Origin of the sequence: Streptomyces sp. SP18BB07, assembly GCF_036322545.1 — a bacterium.
GTDB lineage: Bacteria > Actinomycetota > Actinomycetes > Streptomycetales > Streptomycetaceae > Streptomyces > Streptomyces deccanensis.
In genome coordinates this window covers 18,742-45,481 of record NZ_JAQYWT010000338.1, presented here as the reverse complement: position 1 = coordinate 45,481, position 26,740 = coordinate 18,742, and the positions used below count along the sequence as shown (strand labels likewise).

Annotated in this window: 25 protein-coding genes; 18 read left to right on the top strand and 7 right to left on the bottom strand. The window is 71.4% G+C overall.

Going from position 1 to position 26,740, the window contains the following annotated elements; genetic code table 11:
- Nucleotides 1-81 precede the first annotated feature (81 nt).
- Nucleotides 82-1,506, top strand: a complete 1,425-nt coding sequence (locus PUR53_RS27900) for a family 1 glycosylhydrolase (protein WP_329897898.1) — start codon at nucleotides 82-84, stop codon at nucleotides 1,504-1,506.
- Here the strand turns inward: PUR53_RS27900 and PUR53_RS27895 are convergent.
- Together PUR53_RS27895 and PUR53_RS27890 are read right to left on the bottom strand one after the other, a co-directional pair.
- Nucleotides 1,485-1,985: a MaoC family dehydratase gene (locus PUR53_RS27895; RefSeq protein ID WP_329897899.1), complete on the bottom strand. Its 501-nt coding sequence runs from the start codon at nucleotides 1,983-1,985 to the stop codon at nucleotides 1,485-1,487. The genes PUR53_RS27900 and PUR53_RS27895 overlap by 22 nt on opposite strands.
- Before the next feature lie 26 nt (nucleotides 1,986-2,011).
- Nucleotides 2,012-2,833, bottom strand: a complete 822-nt coding sequence (locus tag PUR53_RS27890; protein ID WP_329910048.1) for an enoyl-CoA hydratase/isomerase family protein — start codon at nucleotides 2,831-2,833, stop codon at nucleotides 2,012-2,014.
- A 122-nt stretch (nucleotides 2,834-2,955) separates the two neighbouring features.
- On the opposite strand from PUR53_RS27890, the gene PUR53_RS27885 reads away from it, so the two are divergent.
- From PUR53_RS27885 to PUR53_RS27870, 4 genes are read left to right on the top strand one after another with little or no spacing between them, the layout of a single operon-like run.
- Nucleotides 2,956-4,077 carry an acyl-CoA dehydrogenase family protein gene (locus tag PUR53_RS27885; RefSeq protein WP_329897901.1) on the top strand — a complete coding sequence of 374 codons (1,122 nt, stop codon included), beginning with the start codon at nucleotides 2,956-2,958 and terminating at the stop codon, nucleotides 4,075-4,077.
- Nucleotides 4,078-4,105: 28 nt separating this feature from the next.
- Entirely contained in the window at nucleotides 4,106-5,284 is a 1,179-nt protein-coding gene (locus PUR53_RS27880) for an acyl-CoA dehydrogenase family protein (protein ID WP_329897902.1), read from the top strand.
- Entirely contained in the window at nucleotides 5,281-5,820 is a 540-nt protein-coding gene (locus PUR53_RS27875) for a nuclear transport factor 2 family protein (RefSeq protein WP_329897903.1), read from the top strand. The genes PUR53_RS27880 and PUR53_RS27875 overlap by 4 nt, the downstream gene beginning before the upstream one ends.
- Entirely contained in the window at nucleotides 5,820-6,575 is a 756-nt protein-coding gene (locus PUR53_RS27870; RefSeq protein WP_329910047.1) for an SDR family NAD(P)-dependent oxidoreductase, read from the top strand. Before PUR53_RS27875 ends, PUR53_RS27870 begins: the two co-directional genes overlap by 1 nt.
- A gap of 19 nt (nucleotides 6,576-6,594) precedes the next feature.
- On the opposite strand, the gene PUR53_RS27865 is transcribed toward PUR53_RS27870, so the two are convergent.
- The gene (locus PUR53_RS27865) at nucleotides 6,595-7,791 is read right to left on the bottom strand and encodes a CaiB/BaiF CoA transferase family protein (RefSeq protein ID WP_329910046.1); all 1,197 of its coding nucleotides are present in this window, start codon (nucleotides 7,789-7,791) and stop codon (nucleotides 6,595-6,597) included.
- A gap of 146 nt (nucleotides 7,792-7,937) precedes the next feature.
- Between PUR53_RS27865 and PUR53_RS27860 the strand changes: the two genes are divergently transcribed.
- From PUR53_RS27860 to PUR53_RS27835, 6 genes are all read left to right on the top strand, one after another.
- On the top strand, nucleotides 7,938-8,483 hold the full coding sequence (locus PUR53_RS27860; RefSeq protein ID WP_329897906.1) for a PaaI family thioesterase: 546 nt from the start codon (nucleotides 7,938-7,940) through the stop codon (nucleotides 8,481-8,483).
- Nucleotides 8,480-9,364 carry an enoyl-CoA hydratase-related protein gene (locus PUR53_RS27855; RefSeq protein ID WP_329897907.1) on the top strand — a complete coding sequence of 295 codons (885 nt, stop codon included), beginning with the start codon at nucleotides 8,480-8,482 and terminating at the stop codon, nucleotides 9,362-9,364. Before PUR53_RS27860 ends, PUR53_RS27855 begins: the two co-directional genes overlap by 4 nt.
- A gap of 95 nt (nucleotides 9,365-9,459) precedes the next feature.
- The gene (locus PUR53_RS27850; RefSeq protein WP_329897908.1) at nucleotides 9,460-9,927 is read left to right on the top strand and encodes an FAS1-like dehydratase domain-containing protein; all 468 of its coding nucleotides are present in this window, start codon (nucleotides 9,460-9,462) and stop codon (nucleotides 9,925-9,927) included.
- Nucleotides 9,924-10,346: a MaoC family dehydratase gene (locus tag PUR53_RS27845; RefSeq protein WP_329910045.1), complete on the top strand. Its 423-nt coding sequence runs from the start codon at nucleotides 9,924-9,926 to the stop codon at nucleotides 10,344-10,346. The genes PUR53_RS27850 and PUR53_RS27845 overlap by 4 nt, the downstream gene beginning before the upstream one ends.
- Before the next feature lie 4 nt (nucleotides 10,347-10,350).
- Entirely contained in the window at nucleotides 10,351-11,862 is a 1,512-nt protein-coding gene (locus PUR53_RS27840; protein ID WP_329910044.1) for a class I adenylate-forming enzyme family protein, read from the top strand.
- A complete protein-coding gene (locus PUR53_RS27835; RefSeq protein ID WP_329897911.1) occupies nucleotides 11,855-12,952 on the top strand; it encodes a serine hydrolase domain-containing protein in 1,098 nt (365 codons plus the stop codon). Before PUR53_RS27840 ends, PUR53_RS27835 begins: the two co-directional genes overlap by 8 nt.
- Nucleotides 12,953-12,989: 37 nt before the next feature.
- On the opposite strand, the gene PUR53_RS27830 is transcribed toward PUR53_RS27835, so the two are convergent.
- On the bottom strand, nucleotides 12,990-14,171 hold the full coding sequence (locus PUR53_RS27830; protein ID WP_329897912.1) for an amidohydrolase family protein: 1,182 nt from the start codon (nucleotides 14,169-14,171) through the stop codon (nucleotides 12,990-12,992).
- Nucleotides 14,172-14,356: 185 nt separating this feature from the next.
- The gene (locus PUR53_RS27825; protein WP_329897913.1) at nucleotides 14,357-15,160 is read right to left on the bottom strand and encodes a FadR/GntR family transcriptional regulator; all 804 of its coding nucleotides are present in this window, start codon (nucleotides 15,158-15,160) and stop codon (nucleotides 14,357-14,359) included.
- Nucleotides 15,161-15,342: 182 nt separating this feature from the next.
- On the opposite strand from PUR53_RS27825, the gene PUR53_RS27820 reads away from it, so the two are divergent.
- Nucleotides 15,343-16,194 (top strand): enoyl-CoA hydratase-related protein, encoded by an 852-nt coding sequence (locus PUR53_RS27820; RefSeq protein ID WP_329897914.1) that lies wholly within the window; start codon nucleotides 15,343-15,345, stop codon nucleotides 16,192-16,194.
- On the top strand, nucleotides 16,191-16,772 hold the full coding sequence (locus PUR53_RS27815) for a DUF2889 domain-containing protein (protein ID WP_329897915.1): 582 nt from the start codon (nucleotides 16,191-16,193) through the stop codon (nucleotides 16,770-16,772). The genes PUR53_RS27820 and PUR53_RS27815 overlap by 4 nt, the downstream gene beginning before the upstream one ends.
- A gap of 231 nt (nucleotides 16,773-17,003) precedes the next feature.
- Here PUR53_RS27815 and PUR53_RS27810 read toward each other — a convergent pair whose 3' ends face one another.
- A complete protein-coding gene (locus PUR53_RS27810) occupies nucleotides 17,004-18,230 on the bottom strand; it encodes an acyl-CoA dehydrogenase family protein (RefSeq protein ID WP_329910043.1) in 1,227 nt (408 codons plus the stop codon).
- Nucleotides 18,231-18,353: 123 nt separating this feature from the next.
- Here PUR53_RS27810 and fabG point away from each other — a divergent pair, with 123 nt between their 5' ends.
- The 5 genes from fabG to PUR53_RS27785 are packed head-to-tail and all read left to right on the top strand — an operon-like array spanning nucleotide 18,354 to nucleotide 23,841.
- Nucleotides 18,354-19,100: a 3-oxoacyl-ACP reductase FabG gene (fabG, locus tag PUR53_RS27805; RefSeq protein ID WP_329910042.1), complete on the top strand. Its 747-nt coding sequence runs from the start codon at nucleotides 18,354-18,356 to the stop codon at nucleotides 19,098-19,100.
- Nucleotides 19,101-19,144: 44 nt separating this feature from the next.
- Nucleotides 19,145-20,389 (top strand): acetyl-CoA C-acetyltransferase, encoded by a 1,245-nt coding sequence (locus tag PUR53_RS27800; RefSeq protein WP_329897918.1) that lies wholly within the window; start codon nucleotides 19,145-19,147, stop codon nucleotides 20,387-20,389.
- Nucleotides 20,389-21,825, top strand: a complete 1,437-nt coding sequence (locus tag PUR53_RS27795; RefSeq protein ID WP_329897919.1) for an OB-fold domain-containing protein — start codon at nucleotides 20,389-20,391, stop codon at nucleotides 21,823-21,825. The genes PUR53_RS27800 and PUR53_RS27795 overlap by 1 nt, the downstream gene beginning before the upstream one ends.
- Nucleotides 21,822-23,030 carry an acetyl-CoA acetyltransferase gene (locus PUR53_RS27790; protein ID WP_329897920.1) on the top strand — a complete coding sequence of 403 codons (1,209 nt, stop codon included), beginning with the start codon at nucleotides 21,822-21,824 and terminating at the stop codon, nucleotides 23,028-23,030. Before PUR53_RS27795 ends, PUR53_RS27790 begins: the two co-directional genes overlap by 4 nt.
- 16 nt (nucleotides 23,031-23,046) lie before the next feature.
- A complete protein-coding gene (locus tag PUR53_RS27785; RefSeq protein ID WP_329897921.1) occupies nucleotides 23,047-23,841 on the top strand; it encodes an SDR family NAD(P)-dependent oxidoreductase in 795 nt (264 codons plus the stop codon).
- Nucleotides 23,842-23,908: 67 nt separating this feature from the next.
- On the opposite strand, the gene PUR53_RS27780 is transcribed toward PUR53_RS27785, so the two are convergent.
- Nucleotides 23,909-26,659 carry a branched-chain amino acid ABC transporter permease/ATP-binding protein gene (locus tag PUR53_RS27780; RefSeq protein WP_329910041.1) on the bottom strand — a complete coding sequence of 917 codons (2,751 nt, stop codon included), beginning with the start codon at nucleotides 26,657-26,659 and terminating at the stop codon, nucleotides 23,909-23,911.
- Between the last annotated feature and the right edge of the window lie 81 nt (nucleotides 26,660-26,740).

Below are 26,740 nucleotides of genomic sequence, written 5' to 3'. Positions count from 1 at the left end.
GTAGTTTGCTCGAAGTGTTAGCGTCCCGACGGCGGGCATTCAGTTGAATGCGCTGAACCATTGACCGCCTGGACGGTGACCATGAGCGATGGTTTCCTGAACGAATCCCTTCGCGGCGTCGACTGGGGTGTCGCCACCGCGGACACCATCGCGGCCCCTCCGCCGCCCCCGCCCGAACAGGGCGGACACTTCCGTCAGTGGACCGACGACATCGGGCAGTTGCTGGGCGTCACCCCGGACACGCACCGCATGGTCGCGGGATGGCCGCGGCTCCAGCCCGAAGGCCCCGAAGGCCCCGGCGGCCCCGGCGGCTGGGACCGGGAGGCGCTGGACCGCTGCGACCGCGCGCTCGACGCCCTGCTCGCCCAGGGCAAGCGCCCCGCGCTGACCCTGTTCGACCGTACGCTGCCGCCGTGGCTGGACGCCGCCGGCGGCTGGCTCGCCCGCGACACCGCCGAGCACTTCGCCGCCTACGCCGCCGAACTGGGCCGCCGGTTCGGCGACCGGGTGGAACGCTGGATCACCTCCACCGATCTGGCCGGCCCCACCCTCGCGGACCATGTGGCGGGAATGTACTCACCGGGCCGGGGCGCCGGCCGCGCCGGGCTGCCCGCCGTGCACCACATCCTGCTCGCCAACGGGCTGGCCACCCAGGCCCTCGGGGCCGTCGGCGTCCGGGGCCGGATCGGCACGACGATCACCCTCGTCGGCGGTTACGCGGCCACCGACGACCCCTACGACCGGCTCGCCCTGGAACGATTGGAGAGCTGGACCAACCGCATCTTCCTCGACCCCCTGCTGCTCGGCGAGCACATGGTGACCGAGGAGGATGTCAGCCCCGTGGCCGCCAGCGGCTGTGTACGCCCCGGCGACATGGAGATCATCGCCACCGCCCAGGACCTGCTGGGCCTGTCCTGGCACACCCCGTTCCGAGTGACCGCGCCGGAGAACCTGCCCCGCGTACTGCCCACCGCGAACTGCCGGAGCGCCCTGAACGAGGTCAACCGCCTGCTCGTGGGCCTCGGCTTCGCGATCGTCCCCTTCGACGATGTCGAGACGACCGCCTACGGCTGGCCCATCATCCCCGAAGGGCTCGCCGACGCCGTCGCCGGCCTGTACGAGCTGTACGGCGACCTGCTGCCCCCGCTGTCCATCGTCGACAACGGCATGGGCGACCTGGACCTCGTCGACGACACGGGACACAGCGACGACACCCGGCGCCGCGCCCTGCTGCGCGCCCGGCTCTCCTGGCTCGCGGGGATCGTCGCCGCCGGGGTGGAGGTGTGCGGCTACGAGTACTGGTCGGTCCTCGACAACCTGGAGGCCAAGTTCCGCTACACCCGCCTCTACGCGATGGCGGTCCCGGACCACGAGGTCGCACCGGGGCCCACGATGCCGTCCGACTGGCTGCGGAGCGGCACCTTCGCCGCGGCGCCCGCCGCCTGCCCGGAGTCCCGGTTGAGCCTCGTCCCCCGGACTCGGGCTCAGGGCGCCGGCGCCTCGTAGTCCCGGCCGCGGATCAGCCGTACCGGGCAGTAGACGAGGACGTCCTCGTTCCGCTGGTTGCGTACGGTGATCCGGCTGGTCACCACGCCCCGGCCGGGCTTGCTGGAGGGGCGGCAGCCTGTGGTCTCCACGATCGCGTGCAGGGTGTCCCCGACGTACACCGGGCCCCGCACGGTCAGCTCCATGTGCAGGAAGGCCAGACCGGTGCCGTGCAGGACGTTCGTCTGGAGGACGAGTCCCTCGGCGAGGCAGTACGTCAGGCCGCCCGGGACCAGCCGGCCGGTGTACCCGCCCTCCGCAGCGTGCGTGGCGTCCCAGAAGAGCGGTTCGGTGAAGCCGCCCCAGGTGACGAAGTTGACCAGGTCGGTCTCGGTGACGGTACGGCGGGCGGTCCGGAAGACCTGCCCGACCGGCATCTCCTCGTACGTCAGCCCCTTGACCAGCGGCGGGACCTCGGTGGTGATCTGCTGCGGCGTCATGATCGGTCGGTTCCTCTCGTGGGTGGTCAGAGATCGAGCGGGTGCTTGGTGCCCACGCCCTCGAAGTCGGGGGCGCGCTTGTCGCGGTGGGCGGCGAGTCCCTCCACGACCTCATGGCCGCCGAACCCGAAGAACTCCAGCCCGAGGGAGGCCTCGAAGATCGGCTGGGCGGTGCGGTACCAGTGGTTGAGGGACCGCTTGGTCCAGCTGATGGCACTGGTGGGACCGTCGGCCAGGACGGTCGCCACCCGCAGTGCCTCCGTGTGCACGTCGGCGTCGTCCACGCACTTCGACACCAGGCCGATCCGCTCGGCCTCCTCGCCGGTGAGCGCCTCGCAGGTCAGCAGGTAGTACTTGGCCTTCGCCATGCCGCACAGCAGCGGCCAGCAGATCGCCGCGTGGTCACCGGCCGCGACCCCGAGGCGCGTGTGCCCGTCGACGATCTTCGCCGTGCGGGCGGCGACGGAGATGTCCGCGAGCATGCCGATGACCAGCCCCGCGCCGACCGCCGGGCCGTGGATCGCGGAGACCACCGGCTTGGAGCAGTTGATCACCCCGTAGACCATGTCCCGTGCCTCGCGCATCACCCGGGCGCGCACCGCGTAGTCCCCGGTCATGGTCTCGATGGAGTCGAAGGTCCCGCCCGCCGAGAACGCCCGGCCCGCCCCCTGGACCAGTACCACCCGGGTCTGCTCGTCCCGGTCGATCACCGGCCAGATGTCGGCCAGTTCCCCGTGCATCCGGGGGTCGACGGCGTTGAGGTTCGGGGCGTCGAGCACGACGCGCAGCACGCCGGGCGCGGGCCGCTCGAAGGTCAGGCTCGTGAACGGGGCGTAGGGATCGGTCACGTCGCGCTCCTGGTGTCAGCGGTCTGGTGTAATCAGTGCGGATACTATAATTATCTAACTGTATCGAGCGCGAGTGCGGCAAGTGATCGGCAGACGCATCCACGGAGGACGGGAAGCCCGGCATGGATCTCACCTTCAGCCAGGAGCAGGACGAACTGCGCAAGGTCGTACGCTCGTTCCTGGCCAAGTACTCCGACGAGGCGGCCGTACGCCGCCTGGCCGCCACCCCGGACGGCCACGACGGCTTCGTCTGGCGCCGGATGGCCGGCGAGCTGGGCCTGCAGGGGCTCGCCGTACCGGAGGAGTACGGCGGCTCCGGTTTCGGCTACGTCGACCTCGGCATCGTCTTCGAGGAGGCGGGCCGCGCGCTGCTGTGCGGGCCGTACTTCGCCACGGTGGCCCTGGCCGCCGAGGCCCTGCTGCGCCGCGAAGACGAGCAGGCCCGCCGCGACCTCCTGCCGGGCATCGCGTCGGGCGAGACGGTGGCCACGCTGGCGCTCACGGAGGACAGCGGCCGCTGGGACGAGCCCGGCATCCGCCTCGCCGCACACGACACCGCCGCCGGGTGGCAGCTGACCGGCACCAAGACGTACGTCCCCGACGGCCACCTCGCCGACCTGCTCCTCGTCGCCGCCCGCACCCCCGGCGGCATCAGCCTCTTCGCCGTCGACGCCGCCCACGCGCCGGGCCTCACCCGGACCCCCCTCCCCACCCTCGACCAGACCCGCAAACAGGCCCGGCTGGAGTTCACGGACACCCCCGCCCGTCTGCTCGGCACCGAGGGCACGGCGTGGCCCGCCCTGGAACGCACCCTCGCCACCGCCTCCGTCCTGCTCGCCGCCGAACAGGTGGGGGGAGCGGCAGCGGCCCTGGACGCCGCCGTGGACTACGCCCAGATCCGGGTGCAGTACGGGCGGCCCATCGGCTCCTTCCAGGGGATCAAGCACAAGTGCGCCGACATGCTGACGGACATCGAGTCGGCCCGCTCGGCCGCGTACGGCGGACTGTGGGCGCTGGACGGGGGGGACGACACGGAGATCGCGATCGGGGCCGCGCTGGCGCAGGCCTTCTGCTCGGAGGCGTTCACCCGCGTCGCCGGCGACAACATCCAGGTCCACGGCGGGATCGGCTTCACCTGGGAGCACCCCGCGCACCTGTACTTCAAACGGGCCAAGAGCTCCGAGGTGCTGCTCGGCAGCCCGTCGTACCACCGGGAGCTCCTCGCCACCCGGCTCGGCATCTGAACCTCCACTCTGCAGGAAGGACGTTGGCATGGAGCTGGACTTCGGGCCCGCGGTACGCGACTTCCGCGACGAGCTGCGGGACTGGCTCGCGGACCACCTCGTGGGCGAGTTCGCCGAGCACCGGGGCGTGGGCGGCCCCACCGACGGAGCCGCCTGGGAGGTCCGCCTCGCCTGGGACCGCGAGCTGTCCGCCGGGAACTGGCTGGGCGTCGGCTGGCCGAAGGAGTACGGCGGACGCGGTCTCGGACTCCTGGAGGAGATCGTCTTCGAGTACGAGTACGCCCGCGTGAACGCCCCCTACCGGGCCACCGTCAACGCCCTCGACCTGCTCGGCCCCATGCTCCTCAAAGTTGGCAACGAGGAACAGCGGAAGCGATTCCTCCCGCCCATCCTGGCCGTCGAGGAACTGTGGGGCCAGGGCTTCAGCGAGCCCGGCGCCGGCTCCGACCTGGCCTCGGTACGCACCCGGGCCGAGCGCGAGGGCGAGGAGTGGGTGGTGAGCGGGCAGAAGGTGTGGACCTCCTTCGGCGTGCACGCCGACTGGCTCTACGTCCTCACCCGCACCGACCCGGACTCCGTCCGGCACAAGGGCCTGACCATGTTGCTCGTCCCCACGGACCAGCCGGGCGTGGAGATCCGCCCCATCCGCAACCTCGCCGGCCAGGACGAGTTCGCCGAGGTGTTCCTCTCCGAGGCCCGCACCGGCGCGGACATGGCCGTCGGCGAGGTCGGCCAGGGCTGGCGCACCGCGATGGCCACCCTCGGCATCGAACGCGGCACCACACTGTTGCCCCAGCAGCTCACCTTCGAGCGGGAGGCCGAGGCGCTGATCGCCCTGGCCCGGGAACGGGGCGCCCTCGACGACCCGATGCTGCGCCGCCGCATCGTCGACGCCTGGATCTCCGTACGCATCATGCGCACCACCAACCTCCGCACCATCGCCGAGCTGACCGCCGGCCGCATCCCGGGCGCCCAGGCCACCACGGCCAAGCTGTACGCCTCTACCCGCCACCAGCAACTCGGCCATCTGGCACAGGAGTTGGCCGGGCCCGCCGGGCAGATCGTCGGCGAGGACTACGGCCTGGACACCCGGCAGCGCTCCTTCCTGCTCTCCCTGGCGGAGACGATCTACGGCGGGTCGAGCGAGATCCAGCGCAACATCATCGGCGAGCAGGTGCTCGGTCTGCCGAAGGAGCCCCGGCCGTGACACCCGCGCCGTCTCCGTCTCCGTCTCCGTCACCGGAGGAACGTCTCGATCGCGTCGAGTCGCACCTGGCCGTCCAGCAACTGCCCGTCCGCTACGCGCTCGCCGTGGACGCCCGTGACCTGGACGCCTGGGTGGGCTGCTTCCGGCCCGACGTGGACATGGGGCGCCACGGCCGGGGCCGGGAGGCGCTGCGGGCGTACATCGATCCCCTCGTCCGGGGCTTCCACCGCTCGATCCACCAGATCTGCGGCCACCGCGTCGAGTTCACCGGCCGCGACACGGCCATCGGCTCCGTCTACTGCCGTGCCGAACACGAGGTGGGGGAGCGGTGGATCGTCATGGCCATCCGCTATCTCGACGACTACGCGCGGGTGGAGGGCGAATGGTACTTCTCCCGGCGCCGTGAGCAGCACTGGTACGCGGCGGATGTGACCGAGCGCCCTCAACAGGTGGGATTCGAGGGCTGGGAGGGTGCCGGACCACCGGCGCTGCCCGGCGCCTTCCCGTCCTGGGGCTCTTTCTGGAAGGAGACGTGATGCGGCGGTTGTCGGGGAGAACGGCACTGGTCACCGGCGGCGGGCAGGGGGTGGGCCGGGGTATCGCGCTCGCCCTGGCGGCCGAGGGGGCGGCAGTGGTGATCACGGGCCGCACCGAGGGCACCCTCAAGGACACCGTCGGGGAGATCACCGGGCGGGGCGGCCGGGCCCACGCCGTGGTCGGGGACGTCGGCGAACGGGACGACGTCGACCGTATGGTCGCCGAGACGGTACGGGAGTTCGGCGGCCTGGACGTCCTCGTCAACAACGCGCAGAGTTCCGTCCAGCGAAGACTGGAGGAGACGTCGTACGACGACGTCGAACTCACCTACCGCAGCGGCCCGTTGGCGACCTTCCATGCGATGCAGTCGGCCCTGCCCCATTTGCGGGCCAGTCGCGGCAGCGTCGTCAACCTCGGTTCGTCGGCGGCGGTGCAGGGAGAGGCGAGCTTCGCGGCGTACGCGATGGCCAAGGAGGCCATCCGGGGGCTGACGCGCGTCGCCGCCCGGGAGTGGGGCGCGTATGGGATTCGCGTGAACGTGGTCTGCCCCGCCGCGCTGAGCCCGGCGGCCGAGGCGTTCTTCGCCGCCCATCCGGAGAAGGCCGAGAGCGTAGTCGCCGGCATTCCGCTGGGCAGAATGGGCGACCCGGAGACGGACATCGGCCGAGCGGTGGCCGCGCTGGTCAGCGACGACATGGCCTATCTGACGGGGGCGACGCTGATGCTGGAGGGGGGCCGCACCCTGATCGGGTGAGGCCCTCTTCCCATGGGGTCTATACGACCCCGCGTGCCCGCAGCCCTGCCAGCTGATCGTCCGTCACCCCGGCGAGCCCGGTGAGGACTTCGGCGGTGTGCTCGCCCAGGGCGGGTGGCGGGGCGTACCCCTCGACCGGCGTCTTCGCGAACCGGATCGGATTGGCCAGCAGCGGCATGCGCCCCGACACCGGGTCGTCGACCTCCACCAGCATCTCCCGGTGCTGTATCTGGGGGTCGGCGAACACCTCGGGCAGCTCGTTGAACGGGCCCGCCGGGACGTCGTGCCGGTCGAGTACGGCCAGCCATGCGTCCCGGGTCCGGGTGCGCAGGATCGTCGCCAGGACGGGCAGGATCTCCTCCCGGTGGGCGATGCGCGCGGAGGTGGTGGCGAATCGGGGGTCCTGGAGGAGGTCGGTGCGGTCGGCCGCCGTGCAGAACGCGGCGAACTGCTTGTCATTGCCCGCCACCAGGAACAGCGGCTTGTCCGCGCACATGAAGGCCTGGGACGGGATGCCGCCGTACCCGCCGTTGCCGCGGCGGGCCGGCACCTCACCGGAGACCAGGTAGTTCATCGCGAAGTGCGACAGCGAGGCCAGTCCGCAGTCCAGCAGGGACAGGTCGATGAACTGGCCCTCACCGGTGACGTCCCGGTGCCGCAGGGCCGCCAGTACGGCTGTCGACGCATAAAGGCCGGTGAGGATGTCGACCATGCTGACGCCGACCTTCATCGGCTCCTCGGGGTGCCCGGAGACGCTCATCATGCCGGACATGGCCTGGAAGATGCCGTCGTAGCCGGGGCGTTCGGCGTACGGCCCGCTCTGGCCGAAGCCCGTCACCGAGAGGTAGACCAGCCGCGGGTTGAGCTCCCGCAGACTCTCGTGGTCGAGGCCGTACTTCGCCAGGGTCCCCGTCCGGAAGTTCTCGACCAGCACGTCCGACCGGGCGGCGAGGGCGCGGATCAACTCCTGCCCCTCGGCGGTGGCGTGGTTGACCGTGACCGACCGCTTGTTGCGGTTGCAGGAGAGGTAGAAGGCGGCGGTGTCCGTGCCGGCGGCGAACGGCGGCCCGTACGTGCGTGAGTCGTCGCCCGCGCCAGGTCGTTCCACCTTGATGACCTCGGCGCCCAGGTCGGCCAGCATCTGGGTGGCGAGGGGCGCGGCGAGGATACGGGACAGGTCGAGGACACGGATCCCGGCCAGGGCGGTCGACGGCATCGGGGTCTCCCTCTGTTCACAGGCAGCGAATGAGTTATATAAATAATACATCTAGCACCAGGATCAAGCCTCGCTTGATTGCTTTAACTATCCAATTCATGTAACTATATGGATCGGCCGACAGGCCGAGACCGGAGGGCGTGCTGATGACCGTCGCGGCGAGGACCCTCACCGAACAGGAACAGCGCGAACGCCGGGCGTGGTTCCGGGCCCGCTGGGAGCGCGGGGTCGCCTTCAACCGCCGTTGCCGCATGCGCGTGACCCGCTGGGACCCGGAAGCCGTCGAGATCGTGCTGCCCTACGCGGAGTCCCTCTCCGCCCACGAGGACGTCTTCCACGGCGGGGTGATCTCGGCCCTCATCGACACCGCCGGCTCCGGCGCCGTGATCGCCGGGCACGACTTCACCAAGGGCAGCCGACTCAGCACCGTGTCGATGTCGGTGCAGTACCTCGCGCCCGCCCGCGGCCAGGAGGCCGTCGCCTACGCGCGCTGCGTACGGCGCGGACACAGGGTGCACTTCGCCGACGTCGACGTGATGACCGACGGGCGCATCTGTGCCCGGGGACAGGTCGTCGTGACCATCTCCGGGGAGCGGGCGGGCGTCGGCGACCCGATACCCCCGGCCGACCCGATGGCGCCCGTCGACCCCATCGCCCCCATCGACCCCATCGAACCTCTGACGGAGGCATGACCGCGATGACTGACGAGCCCGCACAGGACGGCTCGGTGCCGTCCGCCCAGGACGACGACCTGGTGCTGTACGAGGTCGACGAGGACGGCGTCGCCACCGTCACCCTCAACCGGCCCGAGCGCAAGAACGCCTGGAGCATCCCCATGGAGCGCCGCTTCTTCGCGCTCCTGGACGAGGCCGCGCAGGACCCGGCCGTCCGCGTCGTGATCGTCACGGGCGCGGGCAGGGCCTTCTGCCCGGGCATGGACGTCCAGCGCCTGGAACAGAACTCCCAGCCGGGCCAGTCCCTCAACCTCCAGGCCCGCGTCCCCATGTACAGCAGGCGGAACATGCCGAAGCCGCTGATCGCCGCCGTCAACGGCGCCTGCGCGGGCATCGGCCTGGTCCAGGCGCTGATCTGCGACGTCCGCTTCGCCGCCCGCGGGGCCCGCTTCACCACCGCCTTCACCCGGCGCGGCCTGGCCGGCGAGTACAACCTGCCGTACGTGCTGCCGCGCGTGATCGGCCTGGAGAACGCGCTCGACCTGCTGCTGTCCGGCCGGGTCTTCGACGCCGACGAGGCCAAGGACCTCGGCCTCGTCAGCCGCGTCGTCGAACCCGAGGACCTGCTGGACGCCGCCCGCGCCTACGCCCGGGACATCGCCCGCAACTGCTCCCCGCGCGCCATGGCCGTCGTACGCCACCAGGTCTACGGCGACCTCGACCGCCCCTTCACCGACGCGCTCGCCCGGTCCTACTCCGCCATGGAGTTCTTCGCGGGCTCGCCGGACTTCCGTGAGGGCGTGGCGAGCTTCGTGGAGAAACGGGAGCCGAAGTTCGAGGGCCTGCCGCCGGACTTCGACCCGGACGAGGCCACGCGCGACGCGTTCCTGCCGTACTGACGTGTCGCAGCGATGTGTCGTACCGACATGTCGCACTGGCCTGCCCCAACCGACGTGCCGCAACCGACCTGCTGTTTCGACCGAGGAGTACGACGATGACAGGGGACCCGATGACAGGGCAGCCGTTCCCCGTCGAGGCCGGGCACATCATGATGTTCGCCCGCGCCATCGGTGACGAGAACCCGGCCTTCCGGGGCGCGAGCGCCCTCGCGCCGCCCACCTTCACCATGGCGAGCGCCCACTACGACCCCGACTACCACCTGCGGCCCAAGCCGGACGAGGAGTGGTTCGGATCCGGCGGCGGCCCCGGCGTGATGGCCGAGGGCGGCGGCGGGCTCCACGCCGAACAGCACTTCGAGTACCACCGCCCGGTACGCGCCGGCGAGACCCTCTACGCCCACACCGTGCCGGGCCGCAGCTGGGAGAAGCAGGGCCGCAGCGGCCGTCTCCTCTTCAGCGAGCGCATCACCGAGTACCGGGACGCCGACGGCGAGCCGGTCGTCAGCGCCGTCACCGTGGCCGTCGTACCCGAGGGCCCCGCGACCCCGAAGGACGCCAGATGAGCCTGAGCACGGACGAGATCAAAGTGGGCGAGACGCGCGAGAGTGTCCTCGTCGAGGACCTGAAGCGCACCCGGATCGTGCAGTACGCGGGCGCCTCCGGCGACTACAACCCGCTGCACACCGACGAGCGCTTCGCCGTCGAGGCGGCGGGCTACCCCGGCGTGTTCGCGCACGGCATGCTGACGATGGGCATGACCGGCCGGGTTCTCACCGACTGGGTCGGCACCGAGGCGCTCCTGCGCTACGGCGTCCGCTTCAAGGCCCAGGTCTGGCCCGGCGACACCCTGACCGCCACGGTCACCGTCGAGTCGGTCGAGGGCACCGACGCCGGACCGGTCGCCCGTTTCTCGCTGCGCACCGTCAACCAGGACGGCATCGAGGTGGTCACCGGCACGGCGACGGCCCGCCTGGAGCCCTGAGCCGGTGAACGCCACGCAGGCAGCGCAGGCGGCGATGGCGGCGAAAGCGGCGAAGGGTACGCCGGGATCGCAGGGAACGCCGGTGACCTGGACCGGTCTGGTGAGCCACGCCTACGACCACGCCCGCCCCGCCGTCCGGTTCGGTGACCTGACCTGGACCGGACGGGAACTCCTCGACCGCGCGGGCGGCGCGGGCGACTGGCTGGACACCCTCGGCCTCGAACCCGGCGCTCCGGTCCCCGCGTTGGTCGCCACCTCCGCCGACGCCCTCGCCCTGGTGATCGGCGGCGCGGGCTCCGGCCACCCGCTCGCACCGCTCGGCGTCCGCATGACCGCTCACGAGATCGCCACCGTGGTACAAGCAACGGCCTCCCAAGTCCTGCTGGCGCAGCCGGAGTTCGCCGACCTCGGCAGCCAGGTGGCCGCACTCTCGGGCCGGCGGCTCAGTGTGGTGCCCGAACTGAGCTGCTCAGCCAGGGAGTTGACGGCTGGGCCGGACGACCTCGCCGCTGTCCTCCACACATCGGGGACGACAGGCCTACCCAAACCCGTCCCCATGACCCAGCGACGCCTGGCCGCCCGTGCCCGCGTCAACGGAACCCTGTGCGCGCTCGACCCCGACAGCTTCTACGGCGGCAGCGCGCCCTTCCACCACATCGCGGGCCTCGGCAATATCGCCGTCGCCCTGGCGGCCGGCGCGCTGGTCACCGGGCTGCCCCGCTTCACCGTCGAGGGCTGGGCCCTGCTGCGGCACCTGGGCACCACGCACACCAGCATGGTCCCCGCGATGCTGGAGACCCTGCTGGCGGCCGGCGAGGCCCGGCACGAGACGCTGCGGACCCTGCAGTACGGGGGAGCGCCCGTCCGCCCCGGCACCCTGCGCCGGACGTACGAGGCGATGCCCGGCGTGCGGATGCTCAACATGTTCGGGCAGACCGAGGGCTCGCCGATCAGCGTGCTCACCCCCGAGGACCACCGGGAAGCGGTCGCGGGACGCACCGAACTGCTGCGCTCGGTGGGACGGCCCGCCCCCGGGGTCGAGATCAGGGTGGACGGGGCCGGGCCCGACGGCGTCGGCGAGATCCACGCCCGCGCCGACCATTTCTTCCGGATCGACACCGAGGGCTGGCTGCGCAGCGGCGACCTGGGCCGGATCGAGGAGGACGGCTACCTCTACCTCCTCGGCCGCAGCACCGACATGATCATCCGCGGTGGCGAGAACGTCCATCCGCTGGAGGTCGAGACGGTCCTGACCGCGCATCCCGGTGTGGCGGACGCGGCGGTCACGGGCGCGCCCGACGAGCGGCTCGGACAGACCGTCGTCGCCTTTGTCGTGCCGACCGACCCCGGCGCCCCGCCGGACCCTGCGACGCTCAGGAACCACACCCGCGCCCGGCTGTCCGGCTTCAAGGTCCCCGTCCGCTGGTGGTTCGTGGACGACCTGCCGCGCAACGCCAACGGCAAGGTCGTACGCCGCCGGCTGCGGGAGCCGCACGAAGGAGGAACCCATGCCTGACCAGGTCGACCCGCTCCGCCTCGACACCCTCCTGAGCCGGATCCGCCGGGAGGTCGAACACGGTCCCCTGCCGTCCGCCCAGGTCGCCGTCGCCCACGACGGGAGGCTGGTGGCCTTCGAGACCTACGGCGACGCCCACCCCGGCACCCGGTACGTCCTCCAGTCCGTCGGACGGTCGATCGTCGCGGGCGCGGTGTGGAAGCTCATCGGGGACGGGCTCCTGGACGTCGGCGAGCAAGTCGCCGCGATCATCCCGGAGTTCGCGCCCAACGGGAAGGAGACGGTGACGGTCGAGCAGGTGCTCACGCACACCGCCGGCTTCCCCTTCGCGCCACTCGGGTATCCGAAGATGCTCGACCGTGAGCAGCGGCTCGCCGCCTTCGGGCGCTGGCGGCTGGACTACCCGCCGGGCAGCCGCTTCCAGTTCCACCTCACCTCGGCCGCCTGGCTGATCGCCGAGATCGTCGAGCATCGCACGGGCCTCGCCTTCGCCGACTATCTGCGCGAGCAGGTCGTGGCACCGCTGGGTCTGTCGTCGATCGAGCTGGGGGTCCCGGTGGACCGTCAACCGGGCAGCGTCGCCCCGATGCTCGCCACCGACCGCACCGACGACGACCAGGAACCCGACCCCTGGGGGCCCTGGTACCTGTCCGACCCGAAGGTCCTGGCGGCCGGAGAACCCAGCCACGCCCTGGTCGCCACCGCCGCGGACGTGGCGCTCTTCTTCCAGGCCCTGGTCCACTCCGGCCTGTGGAAGCCGGAGGCGGTCGCGGAGGGCACCCGGATCAGGCTGACCGACCACCCCTACGGCGAGCAGATCTACGGCGGTGGCGGTGACCGGCGTACGAGCATGGGCCTGTTCGTGACCGTGGCCGGCCCGGACGCGGGAAGCAACCTGCCGTCGACCGGCTCCTCGGCACTCTTCGGCAGCGCCGGAGCGGCGTACCAACTGGGCTTCATGGACCCGGAGTCCGGCCTGTCCTTCGCCTGCCTCAGCAACGGCTACCCGCTCGCCGGGTACGACCAGACCCCTCGGGGCACCGCACTGCTCACCGACATCGCGAACCTGGCGGCGGGCCTGGTCGGTTAGACCGGGCCCGCCGCCAGGCGGGGAGCAGACGCGACGCTCAGCGGCTGATCAGCTGCTGGGCGTTGTTGTACATGATGTCGTCCTGTTCGGACACGTCGAGTTCCGCGATGAGCTTGCGGAAGTCGGCCGGTTCGGCGAGGCCCTCCGCGTGCGGGAAGTCGGAGCCCATGACGATGGACTCGTGGTGGCCGAGGCGCTTGATCACGCCCACGATGTCGTCCTCGGGGTAGGGCACCACACGGACGTGCTTGCGGAAGATCTGGCTCGGGCGCTCGTCCAACTGCCCGCCGATCCATGGGCCGTTGCGGCCCATGCCCCGGCTCTTGTCCATGTGGCGCACGAAGTGCGGCACCCACTCGGAGCCGAACTCGGAGACCAGGATGTTGATGTCGGGGAAGCGCCCGAAGAGGTTGTCGAAGATCAGCGCGGACAGCGTCTCCTCGATGGGGCGCTGGCCGTACGTGTTCTGCCACTGCCAGGCCGACATCCGGAAGTGGATGGGGTTGGGGTCGAAGCCCCATGAGGGCGCCACCTGCGAGTTGTAGTAGAACTCGCTGATGTGGTAACAGACGCTGGCCTTCGCCTCGTTGACCAGCTTCCAGAACGGGTCGAAGTACGGGTCGCCCGGCGAGCGGCCGTACATGGGTCCCGTGGGCAGCAGGATGAAACGGGCACCCTGCTCCAGGACGTACTCCAGCTCCTTGACCGCGCTGGGCAGATCGCGCAGGGACAGCAGGGCGGGGGCGTAGATGCGGTTCTGGTGGTCGAAGCCCCACACCTCGTTCATGTAGCGGTTGAACGAGTGGTAGTTGGCGTAGAGCGGCTCCACGCCCTTCACGTACTCCTCCGCGACCAGGGCCCAGCCGCCCGGGTACATGATCGACTGGTCGAGGCCCTGCTCGTCCATGACCCGCAGCCGGGCGTCGCGGTTCTGGTACGACTCGTGCATCGGCTCGAACTGGTACGTCTCCTCCGGGTTGCCCGAGGCCATGGCCTTGAGCATCTCCTTGAGCGAACCGGGACGGTAGACCTGCCCGAACTCCGGTTCCAGACATACGACGATCCGGTCACCGGCGAGGATCACCTCCCGCCCGTCCGGCAGTGTCACCGGTGCGACCGCGGTGCCGAGGAACTCCTTGGGGAGATAGCGGGTGAACGAGTCCCGCTCCTCGTACATGTGCTGGTCGCAGTCGAAGATGGGCTTGCGCTGTTCGGCCATCGCCGTCGCCTCCGGACCCCAGATCTAATCGGTACGCCTCCTATAATTATCTAACTGTTTCTCTGAGGCAAGGGGTAGGGCGGAGCCGGGTGAGGAGATGACGGAAAGCCGGGCCGGAGGGCGCCGGAGAGTGGGGGTGCAGGGGTGGTGGGGGAGCGGGACGGCGGACGGTGTCCCGCGCCAGGTCAGTCGAGGAGTTCGAGTACCGTCTTGGGGCCGGCGGAGTTCACGACGTCATCGGCGCTGGAGATGTGCCGCTGCCACAGCTTCTCGGCCTCGTCCGCCTTGCCGGACTCGATCAGGCCGACCATCCGGACGTGCGCCCGGTGACCCTTGAGGGCCTGCGCCTTCTGGGCCTCGGCGTCGACGGCCGCGGCGGTGTACGAGGCGTTGGCCCGGTCGATGATGTTGCGCACCATGCCGCACAGCAGGATCAGGGTCTGGTTGCCGGTGAGCTCGACCAGCAGGGCGTGGAAGGTGTCCTGCGCCTCGACCAGGGCCAGCGGGTCGTCCAGTACGGCCTTCTCCGCCGCCACCGCGTCACGCAGCCGCTTGATGTCGTCCGGGGTGTGCTTGGTGGCGAGCTGGCGGGCGCAGGGCGGCTCGATGAGGGCCGCCGCGCGGTAGAGGTCGCCCAGGGTGGCGCCCCGGTATTCGAGGATCAGGCCGGCGAAGCGGGCGGCGACGTCCGAGTCGGGCGCGCTGACCCGGGCGCCGCCGTGGGCGCCGCGGCGCACCGTGATCAGCGACTCCGACTCCAGTACGCGGAACGCCTCGCGCAGCGTCGGCCGCGAGATGCCGAACTGCTCCATCAGGCCCGACTCGGGCGGCAGCGCGTCACCCGGCTTCAGCTCACCGCGCACGATCTGGCGGCGCAGGTGCGCGGCGACCAGCTCGGCGGTCTTCGGGACCCGCACCTGGCGGCCGACCCTGTTGCGGGAAGGGGCGGGCACGGTCGCCGTTTCGCTTGCGCGGGCTGCCTCGGCCACGGTGGGCTCCTCATATAGCAAAATGAATCGTCTTAGTGCATCGAGGGTACCAGGTCAAGGGTTGCTTGATCTTCCCTCGGCGACGCCCGATCTGGTGCCCCGCCCGGTCTTTGGTATATAGATGATTCATCTAGCTATAAAACCTGGCTATAAAACCAACGGGCCCCGTGGGAGTGACCTCGATGACCGAGAATCCGACCCCGGTGATCCTCACCGAACTCACCGACGACGGGGTCATGCTCGTCACCCTGAACCGGCCGGACCGGCACAACGCCTGGACGCTGGAGATGGAGCTGCTCTACAACGAACTGTTCGACCGGGCGGAGGCGGACCCCCGGGTCCGGGCCGTGGTGCTCACCGGCGCCGGGCGCAGTTTCTGCCCCGGGATGGACATGAGTGTGCTGGACGGTGCGTCGTCCGGCGCCCGTCCGTGGCCCACCGACCAGCTGCCTCCGCGCACCCGCCCCATGACCTTTCCCAAGCCGGTCGTGGCGGCCGTCAACGGCGCCTGCGCGGGCATCGGGTTCAACCAGGCCCTGATGTGCGACGTCCGGTTCGCCGTGCCGCACGCCAAGTTCGCCGCCGCCTTCAGCGCGCGCGGGCTGGTGGCCGAGGACGGGGTGTCCTGGATCCTGCCCCGGCTGGTCGGCCACGGCAACGCCGCCGACCTGCTGCTGTCCTCGCGGCGGTTCACCGGGACGGAGGCCCACGCGATGGGGCTGGTCAACCGCCTCGTCGAGCCGGACGAGCTCCTGCCGGCGGCCCTCGCGTACGCGACCGAACTGGCTCGCTCGGCCAGTCCGTACGCGATGTCCCTCATCAAGCGGCAGCTCGCCGACGACCAGGCGCGGTCCTTCACGGAGAGCCGTGACGACGCGGCCGCGCTCCTGGCCGTGGCCAAGCGCGCGCCGGACTACCGGGAGGGCGTGCGCAGTTTCATCGAGCGCAGACAGCCGGAGTTCGCGGGACTGGGGGAGAGCGCGGCCGCAGGCCTCGTGGACGCCGTGGCCGAACTGGAGGAGACCTCGTCATGACCCGCGCCGAACTCCCGCTGCACCGCCGTACGATCAGCGTCACCGCCCACGAGGAGGAGGACGGCGAGATCTCCGTCGAGGCGGAACTGCGGGACGAGCGCCCCTGGGAGGAGCCGCCGGGTGGGGTCGTCCACCGGATGGGTCTGTCCGTGCGGATCCGCGTCGAGGACATGGTGATCACGACGGCCCGGGCGGACATGCGGAGCTTCCCGCACGCGGAGTGCCCGCTGATCTCACCGGTCTTCGACGGCCTGGTCGGGCTCAGTGTGGCCACCGGGTACAACAGGGCGATCCAGGAGCGCTTCCGCGGTGTCCTCGGCTGCTCGCACCTCTACGAGCTGTCCCGCGTCCTCGGCCCCGCGGCCGTGCAGGCCGCGATGTCGGCCGGCGCGCGGCGCCGGGCCGCCGCCGGTGACCACGAGCACGATCCGCGCGCCACCGCCGGCGTGCTGAACAGCTGCCACATCTGGGCGCCGAACGGGGCCGGCCTGCGCAAACTGGACGCGGGCTGGCTCCCCGGCAAGGGCCCCCGCCCGGTCCCGATGCTGAACACCTTCGAGCGGCCCGACCGGCCCTGACCGGCGGGCGCTCAGGCGCACGCTTCCCTGACCGGCCGAGACGCGTGATTGCCAAGCCGACCGACTCTCACGCCTGCCCAGCCGACCAGCCTCACGCCCGCCCGGCCGCTTGGTGCCGGCGCCCGCGCAGGCCCGAAACCCCCGTCTGCCGGCCGGTCGGCACTCACGCCCGCCCGGCCCGGCAGACCGGCACTCGCTCCCGCCCGGCCGGAGGCCACACCTCCCCGGACCCTAACCGGCGCTCACCCGCGGCTCACGCGGCAGCCCGAGCACCTTCTCCGCGAGGATGTTCCGCTGGACCTGCGAGGTGCCGGCGTAGATCGTGCCCGAGAGGGCGATCAGGTATGTCGTCGACCAGGACGCCGAGGAGTTCGCGGCGCCGGGGTCGTCGGTGCGGTAGGTGCGCAGCGGCGGTCGGCCGACCGGTACCTGGCCGTGCAGGCCCATGATGTCCATCGCCAGATCGGTGACCTCGGTGTGGTACTCGCTCCAGTACAGCTTGGCGATCGACGACTCGGGGCCGGGCTCGGCGCCCTTGAGCCAGCCGGTGAGGATCCGGTAGCCGAGGCAGCGCATGATCTCGACCTTGGACCAGCACCAGGCGATCCGTTGCCGTACGACCGGGTCCTGGTCCTTGCCGTACAGCCGCGCCAGCTCCACGAGCCGTTCCACCTCGGCCCGGAACAGGATGGGGTTGGTCGCCGCCTCCTCTCCGCGCTCGACGCCCAGCAGGCTCTGGGCGACCGTCCAGCCGTTGTCGACGCCGCCGACGACGAGATCGGCGCGGGTGCGGGCGCCCTCGAAGAACACCTCGTTGAAGTGCAGCTGCCCGCTCATCATGCGGAACGGTCGTACCTCCACGCCGGGTTGGTCGAGCGGGACCAGGAGGAAGGAGATGCCGCGGTGCTTGGGGGCGTCCCGGTTCGTGCGGGCCAGGACGAAGATCCAGTCGCTGTGATGGGCGCCGGAGGTCCACACCTTCTGGCCGTCGATCACCCACTCCTCGCCGTCGGGCACCGCGCGGGTCTTCAGGGAGGCCAGGTCGGAGCCCGCGTCCGGCTCCGAGTACCCCTGGCACCAGGTGTCCTCGCCGCTGAGGATGCGGGGCAGGAAGTGGCTCTTCTGCTCCTCCGTGCCCCAGCGCAGCAGCGTGTTCGCCAGCATCTTCACGCCGAAGGTGTCCTGCGGCAGCCCGAACGGCACCCCGGCGAGGGCGAGTTCCTCCATCAGGACGACCTGGTGGAGCTTGGACAGGCCACGGCCGCCGTACTCCTTCGGCCAGGTCAGGGAGAGGTAGCCGCGTTCGACCAGTCGGCCGCGCCAGTCGCGGGCGAAGGCCCAGGCCGCGTCCTCGTCGAGGGCCCCGATGCCCTTCCAGTCCGGCGGCAGCGTCTCGGCGAGGAACGCCCTGACCTCGGCACGGAACGTCTCGGTCTCCGGGGGATAGCTGATGTCCACCTGTGTTCGCTCCTCGTCCGGCGCCCTGCCCGCACAGCTGATCACTTGATCGCTGTATTGATTGTTTCAGCATAATAGGTTATCTATTTAACAGGAATGGTGTCGAGCCAGGGGCGGGCGGACATGGGACTGCTGGACGGCCGGAACGCGGTGATCACCGGCGGCGCACAGGGCATCGGCTTCGAGATCGCCGGCGTCCTCGGCGACGCGGGCGCACGCATCGTCCTCGGCGACATCAACGAGGACGCCGCGGCCGAGGCCGCCGCACGCCTCGCCGAGAACGGTGTGGCCGCCACCTCGCTGCGCTGCGACGTCACCGACGAGGACGAGGTCGCCGCCCTAGTCGCCCACTGCGGCGACACCTTCGGCCCGGTCGACGTCATGGTCAACAACGCCGGGATCACCCGGGACGCGACCCTGCGCAAGATGCCCCTGGCCGACTTCCGTGCCGTCGTCGACGTCCATCTCACCGGCGCCTGGAACGGCACCCGGTACGCCGCCGAGGCGATGCGGGCACACGGGCAGGGCGGCAGCATCGTCAACATCTCCTCCATCTCCGGCAAGGTCGGCAACTTCGGCCAGACGAACTACAGCGCCGCCAAGGCCGGACTCGTCGGCCTCACCAAGGCCTCCGCGAAGGAACTCGCCAAGGCGGGCGTCCGCGTCAACGCCGTACAGCCCGGCCTGATCCGCACCGCCATGACCGAGGCGATGCCCCCGACCGCCTGGGACGCCAAGCTCGCCGAGATCCCCCTGGGCCGCGCGGGCGAACCCGCCGAGGTCGCCCAGGTCGTCCTCTTCCTCGCCTCCGACATGGCGAGCTACATCACCGGAGCCGTGGTCGAGGTGACCGGCGGCCGGTACATGTGAGCCCCCGAACAAGAGATACGGCCCCCTCATGAAAGGCCCACGCGATGCCCGCCCTCCTGCGTGACGCGGTGATCTGCGAACCCGTGCGTACCCCCGTCGGCGGCTACGGCGGAGTCTTCCGCGACGTGACGGCGGCCGAACTCGCCGCCACGGTCGTCCGCGCCGTACTGGAACGCACCGGCATACCGCCCGCCGCCGTCGACGACGTCCTGCTCGGCCAGTGCTACCCCAACGGCGAGGCACCCGCCATCGGCCGCGTCGCCGCACTGGACGCCGGCCTCCCCGTCGAGGTACCGGGGCTCCAGATCGACCGCCGCTGCGGCTCCGGCCTCCAGGCGATCATCAACGCGGCGATGCAGGTACAGACCGGCGCGAGCGACCTCGTCCTCGCCGGCGGCGTCGAGTCCATGAGCCAGGCCGAGTTCTACACCACCGACGTCCGCTGGGGCGTACGCGGCGCGGGCACCACGCTGCACGACCGGCTGGCACGCGGTCGCGTCACCTCCGGCGGCGTCAACCACCCGGTGCCCGGGGGCATGCTGGAGACCGCCGAGAACCTGCGACGCGAGTACGCCATCCCCCGCGAGGAACAGGACCAGCTCGCCCTGCGCTCGCACGAGAAGGCCGTCGCCGCCCAGCGGGAGGGCCGCTTCGCCGACGAGATCGTGCCCGTCACCGTACGGACCCGGAAGGGCGAGACGGTCGTCGACACCGACGAACATCCGCGCCCCGACTCCTCGTTGGAGAAGCTCGCCAAGCTGCGCCCGGTGCTCGGGCGCCAGGACCCGGAGGCCACCGTCACGGCAGGCAACGCCAGCGGGCAGAACGACGGCGCCTCGCTCTGCGTCGTGACCCACCCGGAGCGCGCCGCCGAACTCGGACTGCGCCCCCTGGCCCGCCTGACCTCCTGGGCCGTCGTCGGCGTGCCGCCGGAGACGATGGGCATCGGGCCCGTGCCCGCCACGGCCAAGGCCCTGGAGCGCGCCGGGCTGAAGCTCGCCGACATCGACCTGATCGAACTCAACGAGGCCTTCGCCGCCCAGGTGCTGGCCTGCACCCGCGCATGGTCCCTGACCGAGACCGACTTCGAGCGGTTCAACGTCAACGGCTCCGGCATCTCGCTGGGCCACCCCGTCGGCGCCACCGGCGGACGCATCCTCGCCACCCTGCTGCGCGAACTCGACCGCCGCCAGGCCCGCTACGGCCTGGAGACCATGTGCCTCGGCGGCGGACAGGGCCTGGCAGCCATCTTCGAACGCACCGGCAACGACGCTCTTGGAGGACGCTGATGCCCGGACTGATCGCGTACGGCGCCCATGTGCCGTACCACCGCCTCGCCCGAGCCGATGTCGCCGCGACACTCGGCACCCCGGCCGCCAAGGGGACGAGAGCGGTCGCGGGCTACGACGAGGACACCACGTCCATGGCCGTCGAGGCGGCCCGCACCGCCCTCGCCCGCGACTGTCTGCGCCCCCGCGTCGGCCAGCTCTTCCTCGCCACCGCCGCGCCCGCCTACCTCGACAAGACCAACGCGACCGCCGTCCACGCCGCCCTCCGCCTCGACGAGCACGTGCTCGCCGTCGACATGGCGGGCTCCGTACGCTCCGGACTCGGCGCGCTCGTCACCGCCGCCCGCTCCGCCGTGCCCACCCTGGCCGTCCTGTCGGACCTGCGCACCGGACTGCCCGGCGGCAGCGACGAGATCGCGGGCGGGGACGGCGCGGCGGCGTTCGTCTTCGGCGGCCACCGCAACGGCGCGCCCGTCCTGGCCGAACTGCTCGCCCACGACACGGTCAGCGACGAGATCCTCGAACGCTGGCGGCTGCCCGGCGCGCCCGCCTCCCGGGTCTGGGAGGAGCGCTTCGCCGAGGAGATCTACGTCTCCCTCGCGGACAAGGCGCTCACCGCCGCCCTCGACCAGGCCGGGCTGGAGCGGGGCGCCATCGACCACCTCATCGTCTCCGGTCTGCACGCGCGCGCGTGCGCCGCCGTCCGACGGGGGGCGGGCACCCGCCCCGAGGCGGTGACCCCGGACCTCGCCACGTCGATCGGCAACGCCGGCACCGCCCAGCCGGGCCTGCTCCTCGCCGACGTCCTCGACCGCGCCGCACCCGGCGAGACCATCGCCCTCGTCGTCCTCGGCGACGGCGCCGGAGTCCTGCTGCTGCGCACCACCGACGCGCTCCCGGCCCACCGCAGCGCCCGCCCGGTCGCCGCCCAGATCGCCGCCGGCAGCGCCCCGATGCCGTACGCCACCTACCTCACCTGGCGCGGCATGCTCGACCGCGAGCCGCCCCGCCGGCCCGACCCCGAGCCGCCCTACGCCCCGCCCGCCCACCGGCGTACGGCCTGGAAGTACGGCTTCGTCGCCTCCCGCTGCGAGAAGTGCGGCACCCGGCATCTGCCGCCGGACCGGGTGTGCGCCTCCTGCCGGAGCGTCGACACCATGACCGACGAGCCGATGCAGCACGTGCGCGGCACCGTCGCCACGTTCACCGTCGACCGGCTGGCCCACACGCCGAGTCCGCCGATGCTCGTCGTGGTCGTCGACTACGACGGCGGCGGCCGGTTCCGCTGCCAGCTGACCGACGCGACCGAGGCGGACGCCGTCATCGGCGCCCGCGTCGAGATGACGTTCCGGCGCACGGTCACCGCCGCCGGGGTCCACAACTACTTCTGGAAGGCCCGCCCCGTGCGGATCGACGACGAGGAGACAGGCCGATGAGCTCGCACGGAATCCGGGACCGGGTCGCGATCGTCGGCATGGGCTGCACGCCCTTCGGCGAGCACTGGACCCGCTCGGCCGAGGACCTGCTGACGGACGCCGTGGGCGACGCGGTGACCTCGGCCGGCATCACCCTCGACGACATCGACGCGTACTGGTTCGGCACCCAGGCCTCCGGAGTGTCCGGCCTGACCCTGAGCCGGGCGCTGCATCTCCCCAACAAACCGGTCACCCGCGTCGAGAACATGTGCGCGACCGGCTCCGAGGCCCTGCGCAACGCCTGCTACGCGGTGGCCTCCGGCGCGTACGACGTCGCCATGGCCGTCGGCGTGGAGAAGCTCAAGGACTCCGGCATGTCCGGGCTGTCCGGCACCGCCATCCCGGGTGCCGGCGACGACAGCCGCGGCGAGATCACCGCCCCGGCCAACTTCTCCCTCCTCGCCCCGGCCTACGCCGCGAAGTACGGGCTCTCCGACGAGGAGATGAAGGACGTCATCACCCGCATCGCCTGGAAGAACCACGTCAACGGGGCCCGTAATCCCCGCGCCCAGTTCCGCAAGGAGGTCCCGCTGGAGCGCATCCGGTCGGCCCCGATCATCGCGGGCATGCTCGGCGTGTTCGACTGCTCGGGGGTTTCCGACGGCTCGGCTGCCGCGATCGTCGTACGGGCCGAGGACGCCTACGAGTACACGGACACGCCGATCTTCGTGAAGGCGCTCTCCTTCGTCGCAGGCCCGGCGGACGGGCTCCTCGACCCGGAGTACGACTTCACCACCTTCCCCGAGGTCGTCGCCTCCGCCCAGGAGGCCTACCGGCAGGCGGGGGTCACCGATCCGCGCGCCGAACTCGCGCTCGCCGAGGTCCACGACTGCTTCACGCCCACGGAGCTGGTGCTGATGGAGGACCTCGGGTTCTCCGAACGCGGTCAGGCCTGGAAGGACGTCACCAGCGGTGCGTTCGACCTGGACAGCTCGCTGCCGGTCAACCCGGACGGCGGGCTGAAGGCCTTCGGCCATCCCATCGGTGCCTCCGGCCTGCGCATGATGTTCGAGGCGTGGCTGCAGCTGCGGGGGGAGGCACCGCCCGAGCGGACCGTGAAGTCCCTGGCCGAAGGGCGTTCCCTCGCCCTGACCCACAACCTCGGCGGCGGACCGGGCGAGTGCGTCTCCTTCGTCTCCATCGTCGGCAACGCACTCACGGACTGAGAGAGGTGGTTCGGCCATGGGACGACTCGAAGACAGGATCGCGATCGTCACCGGGGCCGCGTCCGGCATCGGTGCCGCCACCGCACGTCGCGTCGCGGCGGAGGGGGCGCACACCGTCGTCGCCGACCTGAACCCCGACGGCGCCGAGGCGGTCACGGAGGAGATCCGCGCCGCCGGCGGTTCCGCCACGGCGGTCACCGTCGACCTGGGGGACGTCGACAGCGTACGAGCCATGGTGGCCGCGGCGGTTCAGACCTACGGCGGCCTCGACATCCTGCACAACAACGCGGCGGCCACCCACCTGGCCGCCCGCCAGGACCTCGCCGTCCTGGAGGCCGATCCGGCGGTCTGGGACGACACGATGCGGATCAACCTGCGCGGGACCATGGTCGCCGTGCAGGCCGCCGTCCCGCACCTGATCGCCCGCGGCGGCGGCTCGATCATCAACACCTCGTCCGGCTCCGGCCTCGCGGGCGACCTGCGCAACCCGGCGTACGGCGCCTCCAAGGCCGCCCTCATCAACCTCACGCAGTACGTCGCCACCCAGTACGGCAAACAGGGCGTGCGCTGCAACGCCATCGCGCCGGGGTTCATCGTCACACCGGCGAGCTCCGGCTCGGCGCACGGGGCGATCCGGGAGGCGATGCTGCGTCATCACCTCACCCCGCGCCTGGGCCGGCCGGAGGACGTCGCCTCGGCGGTCGTCTTCCTGGCCTCCGACGAGTCGGCGTTCATCACCGGCCACACGCTGCGCGTGGACGGCGGCCTGCTGTCCCACCAGCCGTACGTCGCGGACCTGCGCGACGCCTGAACGAAGCGAGCACGGCCGACGGCGCCTCCCGCGAGGGAGGCGCCGTCGGCCGTTCGTCCGAGCTGTTTCAGGCCAGCGTCTCCGGCTCCAGGTCGCCCAGGTAGGCCGCCCGCACCGCCGGATCGCGGCGCACCTCGTCCGGGGTGCCGGCGCAGATCCGGTGCCCGAAGTCCAGTACGACGACCTGGTCGCAGACACTCATCACCATGTCGACGTCGTGCTCGACGAGCAGCACTCCCATGCCCCAGTCCTCGGCGAGCCGCCGCACCAGGTGGGCCAACTCCCGTGTCTCGTCGTCCGAGAGCCCCGCGGCCGGTTCGTCGAGGAGCAGCACGGACGGTGAGGCCGCCACCGCGCGGGCGATGGCCAGCAGCCGCCGTTCCCCGTACGACAGGTCGCCCACCGGCCGGTCCAGACTGTCCTGGAGCCCGAACTCCCGTACAGCGACGAGCACTTGGGAGGGGAGCGGGCGGCTGCCGGGACGGACGAGGTCCGTGAGCCACGCCCACCGGCCGGGCCGGTCGCAGGCCGCGTACAGGTTGTCCAGGACCGTCATGTCCTCGAACAGTTCCAGCGACTGGAAGGACCGGCTCAGCCCCGCCGCCGCCCGTCGGTGCACGGGCAGGCGCGTCACGTCCAGGTCGCCGAGGCGCACCTCGCCGGACGCGGCCCGGGTGAATCCGGTGACGGCGTCGATGGCGGAGGTCTTGCCCGCGCCGTTGGGGCCGATGAGCCCCACGACCCGGCCGGGCTCGACGTCCAGCGAGAGCCCGTCGACGGCGACGACACCGCCGTAGCGGACGGTCAGTTCCCGCACCCGGAGGGGGAGCGGCGCGGCGCGGGGCACGTCCGAAGCGGCTGCCTCTCCCGCCTCCGACCGCCCGTGCGCGGGGTGCCCGGGTTCCGTCCGTACGCGGTCCGGCCGTCCGCTCGCGACGCCACCGGGCTTCGGCGCCAGTCTGCGCCGGACGCCCTCCGCCTGTCTGCCGACGTCCTTCGCGATGCCGTCCTGGTTGCCCACCAGCGTCAGCACCAGGATGACGCCGCCGATCAGCGGCATCCAGTCGCTCAGCCCGGGCAGCACCAGATCCCCGAACCGGGCGCCCACCGTGCCGGCGGCGAAGGTCGCGCCGAACAGCGGGCCGACGAGGAAGCCGACGCCGCCGATGACCGCCAGCCCGAGCGCGGTGATGGAGTCGAAGGAGGCGAAGTCGGTGAAGACGACCGAGGTCGAGCGGAAGCCGGTGAGCACTCCGGCGAGGGCCGCGATGGCCGAGGACAGACCGAAGGCGTAGAGCTTGGCGGCGCGGACGTCGATACCGAGGGCGGCGGCGGCCCGCTCGTTCGCCCGTACGGCGATCAGGCGGCGGCCGGTGCGGCTGCGCCGTACGTTGGCGACCACGAGGGCGGCCGCGACGAACAGCACGAGGACGACGGTGGCGTACCGCTGCGGATGGTCGACACCGGAGATGCCGATCCCGAAGAGGGTCTGCTTGCCCACCGCGATGCCGTCGCTGCCCGGGGTCGTGGCCAGGTCGGTGTTCTGGAAGACCATCGCCTCCAGCGTGGTGCCGAGCCCGAGCGTGATGATCGCGAGGTTGACGCCACGGGTGCGGACCGCCGGGAGCGCGAAGAGCAGTCCGATCGGCACCGTCCCCAACACGCCTGCCAGCAGGGCGAGTTCGAACGGCCATCCCCAGTCGGCCGCCGCGTGCCCGGCGATGAAGGCGCCGGTCCCGGCGAGGGCGTAGGCGGCGAGCGAGACCTGACCCGCGTAACCGGTCACCACGATGATCGACAGGATGATCAGTGACAGCACCAGGGTGGTGGTGATCGCGTCGGCCCACAGCGCCGTCGACAGGCTCACCAGCACCAGTGCGACCACGACGGCCGTCGCCAGCGCCACGGGGCGCACCCGTCCGGTGCCCAGGGCGGGCAGCCGGTCCAGGAACGTGCCGCGCAGCGGCAGTGCCCGGCCACGCGCGACCAGCACAAGGGCGATGCAGAGGAAGGGCACCGACGAGGCGAGGCCGGTGACGTCGGAGCCGAAGCGGGTGAGTTCGGACTGCACGATCCCGATGACCAGACCGCCCGCCAGGGTGACGGGGAACGACGAGAACCTGCCGACCAGGGCGGCGGCCAGCGCGCTCAGCAGCAGCGTGGTCAGCCCGGTCACCGACAGACCGATGACCGGCACGATCAGGATGCCGGTCAGGCCCGCGAGCGCGGAGCCCAGTGCCCAGTTGCCGGCGGCGATGAGATCCGGGGACCAGCCGAGCGAGGCGGCGGCGCCCTCGTTCTCGGCGACCGCCGTGGTGCCCAGGCCGAACAGGGTGCGCCGGTAGAGGAGATGGAGGATCGCGGTCACGGCGAGCGCGATGCCGAACAGCCAGACACGGTCCTCGGAGATCGTCGCGCCGGCGATCGTCAGCAGCTCGGTGGGCAACTGGCCCGGCGCCAGCTGCAGGCTGTCGCCGTAGCGTTTGACGGCGATCGCGGTGAGCACGATGAACACCGCCAGGGTGGCGACCAGCCGGGCCAGCGTGGACGCCCGGCGCAGCGGGCGCAGCACCAGCAGATGGGTGAGCACGCCCAGCAGCGCGGAGGCGAGCACCCCGCACACGGTGGCGGGCCAGTAGGGGACGCCGTGCTCGACGGACAGCTCCCACTGCACGTAGGCACCCGCCATCCCGATCGCGCCGTGCGCGAGGTTGAGGACGCCGGAGCCCCGGTAGACCAGCACGATGCCGTGCGCGGTGAGCGCGTAGAGGGCGCCGAGGCCCAGGCCCAACAGGGCGAAACGCAGGATGTCGTCCATCGGGGAACCTCCCGGAAATGAGGCCAGACAGCACATTCATTTAAATAATTGTGCCGAGAGTACTTCACTAACCTCGAAACG

What these genes read in the sequence shown, in the direction of transcription:
- PUR53_RS27880 (WP_329897902.1), top strand. Translation starts at nt 4,106, where the DNA reads ATGGAGCTGGACTTCGGGCCCGCGGTACGCGACTTCCGCGACGAGCTG.
- PUR53_RS27800 (WP_329897918.1), top strand. Translation starts at nt 19,145, where the DNA reads ATGCCCGCCCTCCTGCGTGACGCGGTGATCTGCGAACCCGTGCGTACC.
- PUR53_RS27850 (WP_329897908.1), top strand. Translation starts at nt 9,460, where the DNA reads ATGACAGGGGACCCGATGACAGGGCAGCCGTTCCCCGTCGAGGCCGGG.
- PUR53_RS27790 (WP_329897920.1), top strand. Translation starts at nt 21,822, where the DNA reads ATGAGCTCGCACGGAATCCGGGACCGGGTCGCGATCGTCGGCATGGGC.
- PUR53_RS27785 (WP_329897921.1), top strand. Translation starts at nt 23,047, where the DNA reads ATGGGACGACTCGAAGACAGGATCGCGATCGTCACCGGGGCCGCGTCC.
- PUR53_RS27865 (WP_329910046.1), bottom strand. Translation starts at nt 7,791, where the DNA reads ATGCCGTCGACCGCCCTGGCCGGGATCCGTGTCCTCGACCTGTCCCGT.
- PUR53_RS27885 (WP_329897901.1), top strand. Translation starts at nt 2,956, where the DNA reads ATGGATCTCACCTTCAGCCAGGAGCAGGACGAACTGCGCAAGGTCGTA.
- PUR53_RS27845 (WP_329910045.1), top strand. Translation starts at nt 9,924, where the DNA reads ATGAGCCTGAGCACGGACGAGATCAAAGTGGGCGAGACGCGCGAGAGT.
- PUR53_RS27895 (WP_329897899.1), bottom strand. Translation starts at nt 1,985, where the DNA reads ATGACGCCGCAGCAGATCACCACCGAGGTCCCGCCGCTGGTCAAGGGG.
- PUR53_RS27830 (WP_329897912.1), bottom strand. Translation starts at nt 14,171, where the DNA reads ATGGCCGAACAGCGCAAGCCCATCTTCGACTGCGACCAGCACATGTAC.
- fabG (WP_329910042.1), top strand. Translation starts at nt 18,354, where the DNA reads ATGGGACTGCTGGACGGCCGGAACGCGGTGATCACCGGCGGCGCACAG.
- PUR53_RS27870 (WP_329910047.1), top strand. Translation starts at nt 5,820, where the DNA reads ATGCGGCGGTTGTCGGGGAGAACGGCACTGGTCACCGGCGGCGGGCAG.
- PUR53_RS27815 (WP_329897915.1), top strand. Translation starts at nt 16,191, where the DNA reads ATGACCCGCGCCGAACTCCCGCTGCACCGCCGTACGATCAGCGTCACC.
- PUR53_RS27795 (WP_329897919.1), top strand. Translation starts at nt 20,389, where the DNA reads ATGCCCGGACTGATCGCGTACGGCGCCCATGTGCCGTACCACCGCCTC.
- PUR53_RS27835 (WP_329897911.1), top strand. Translation starts at nt 11,855, where the DNA reads ATGCCTGACCAGGTCGACCCGCTCCGCCTCGACACCCTCCTGAGCCGG.
- PUR53_RS27780 (WP_329910041.1), bottom strand. Translation starts at nt 26,659, where the DNA reads ATGGACGACATCCTGCGTTTCGCCCTGTTGGGCCTGGGCCTCGGCGCC.
- PUR53_RS27820 (WP_329897914.1), top strand. Translation starts at nt 15,343, where the DNA reads ATGACCGAGAATCCGACCCCGGTGATCCTCACCGAACTCACCGACGAC.
- PUR53_RS27900 (WP_329897898.1), top strand. Translation starts at nt 82, where the DNA reads ATGAGCGATGGTTTCCTGAACGAATCCCTTCGCGGCGTCGACTGGGGT.
- PUR53_RS27860 (WP_329897906.1), top strand. Translation starts at nt 7,938, where the DNA reads ATGACCGTCGCGGCGAGGACCCTCACCGAACAGGAACAGCGCGAACGC.
- PUR53_RS27855 (WP_329897907.1), top strand. Translation starts at nt 8,480, where the DNA reads ATGACCGCGATGACTGACGAGCCCGCACAGGACGGCTCGGTGCCGTCC.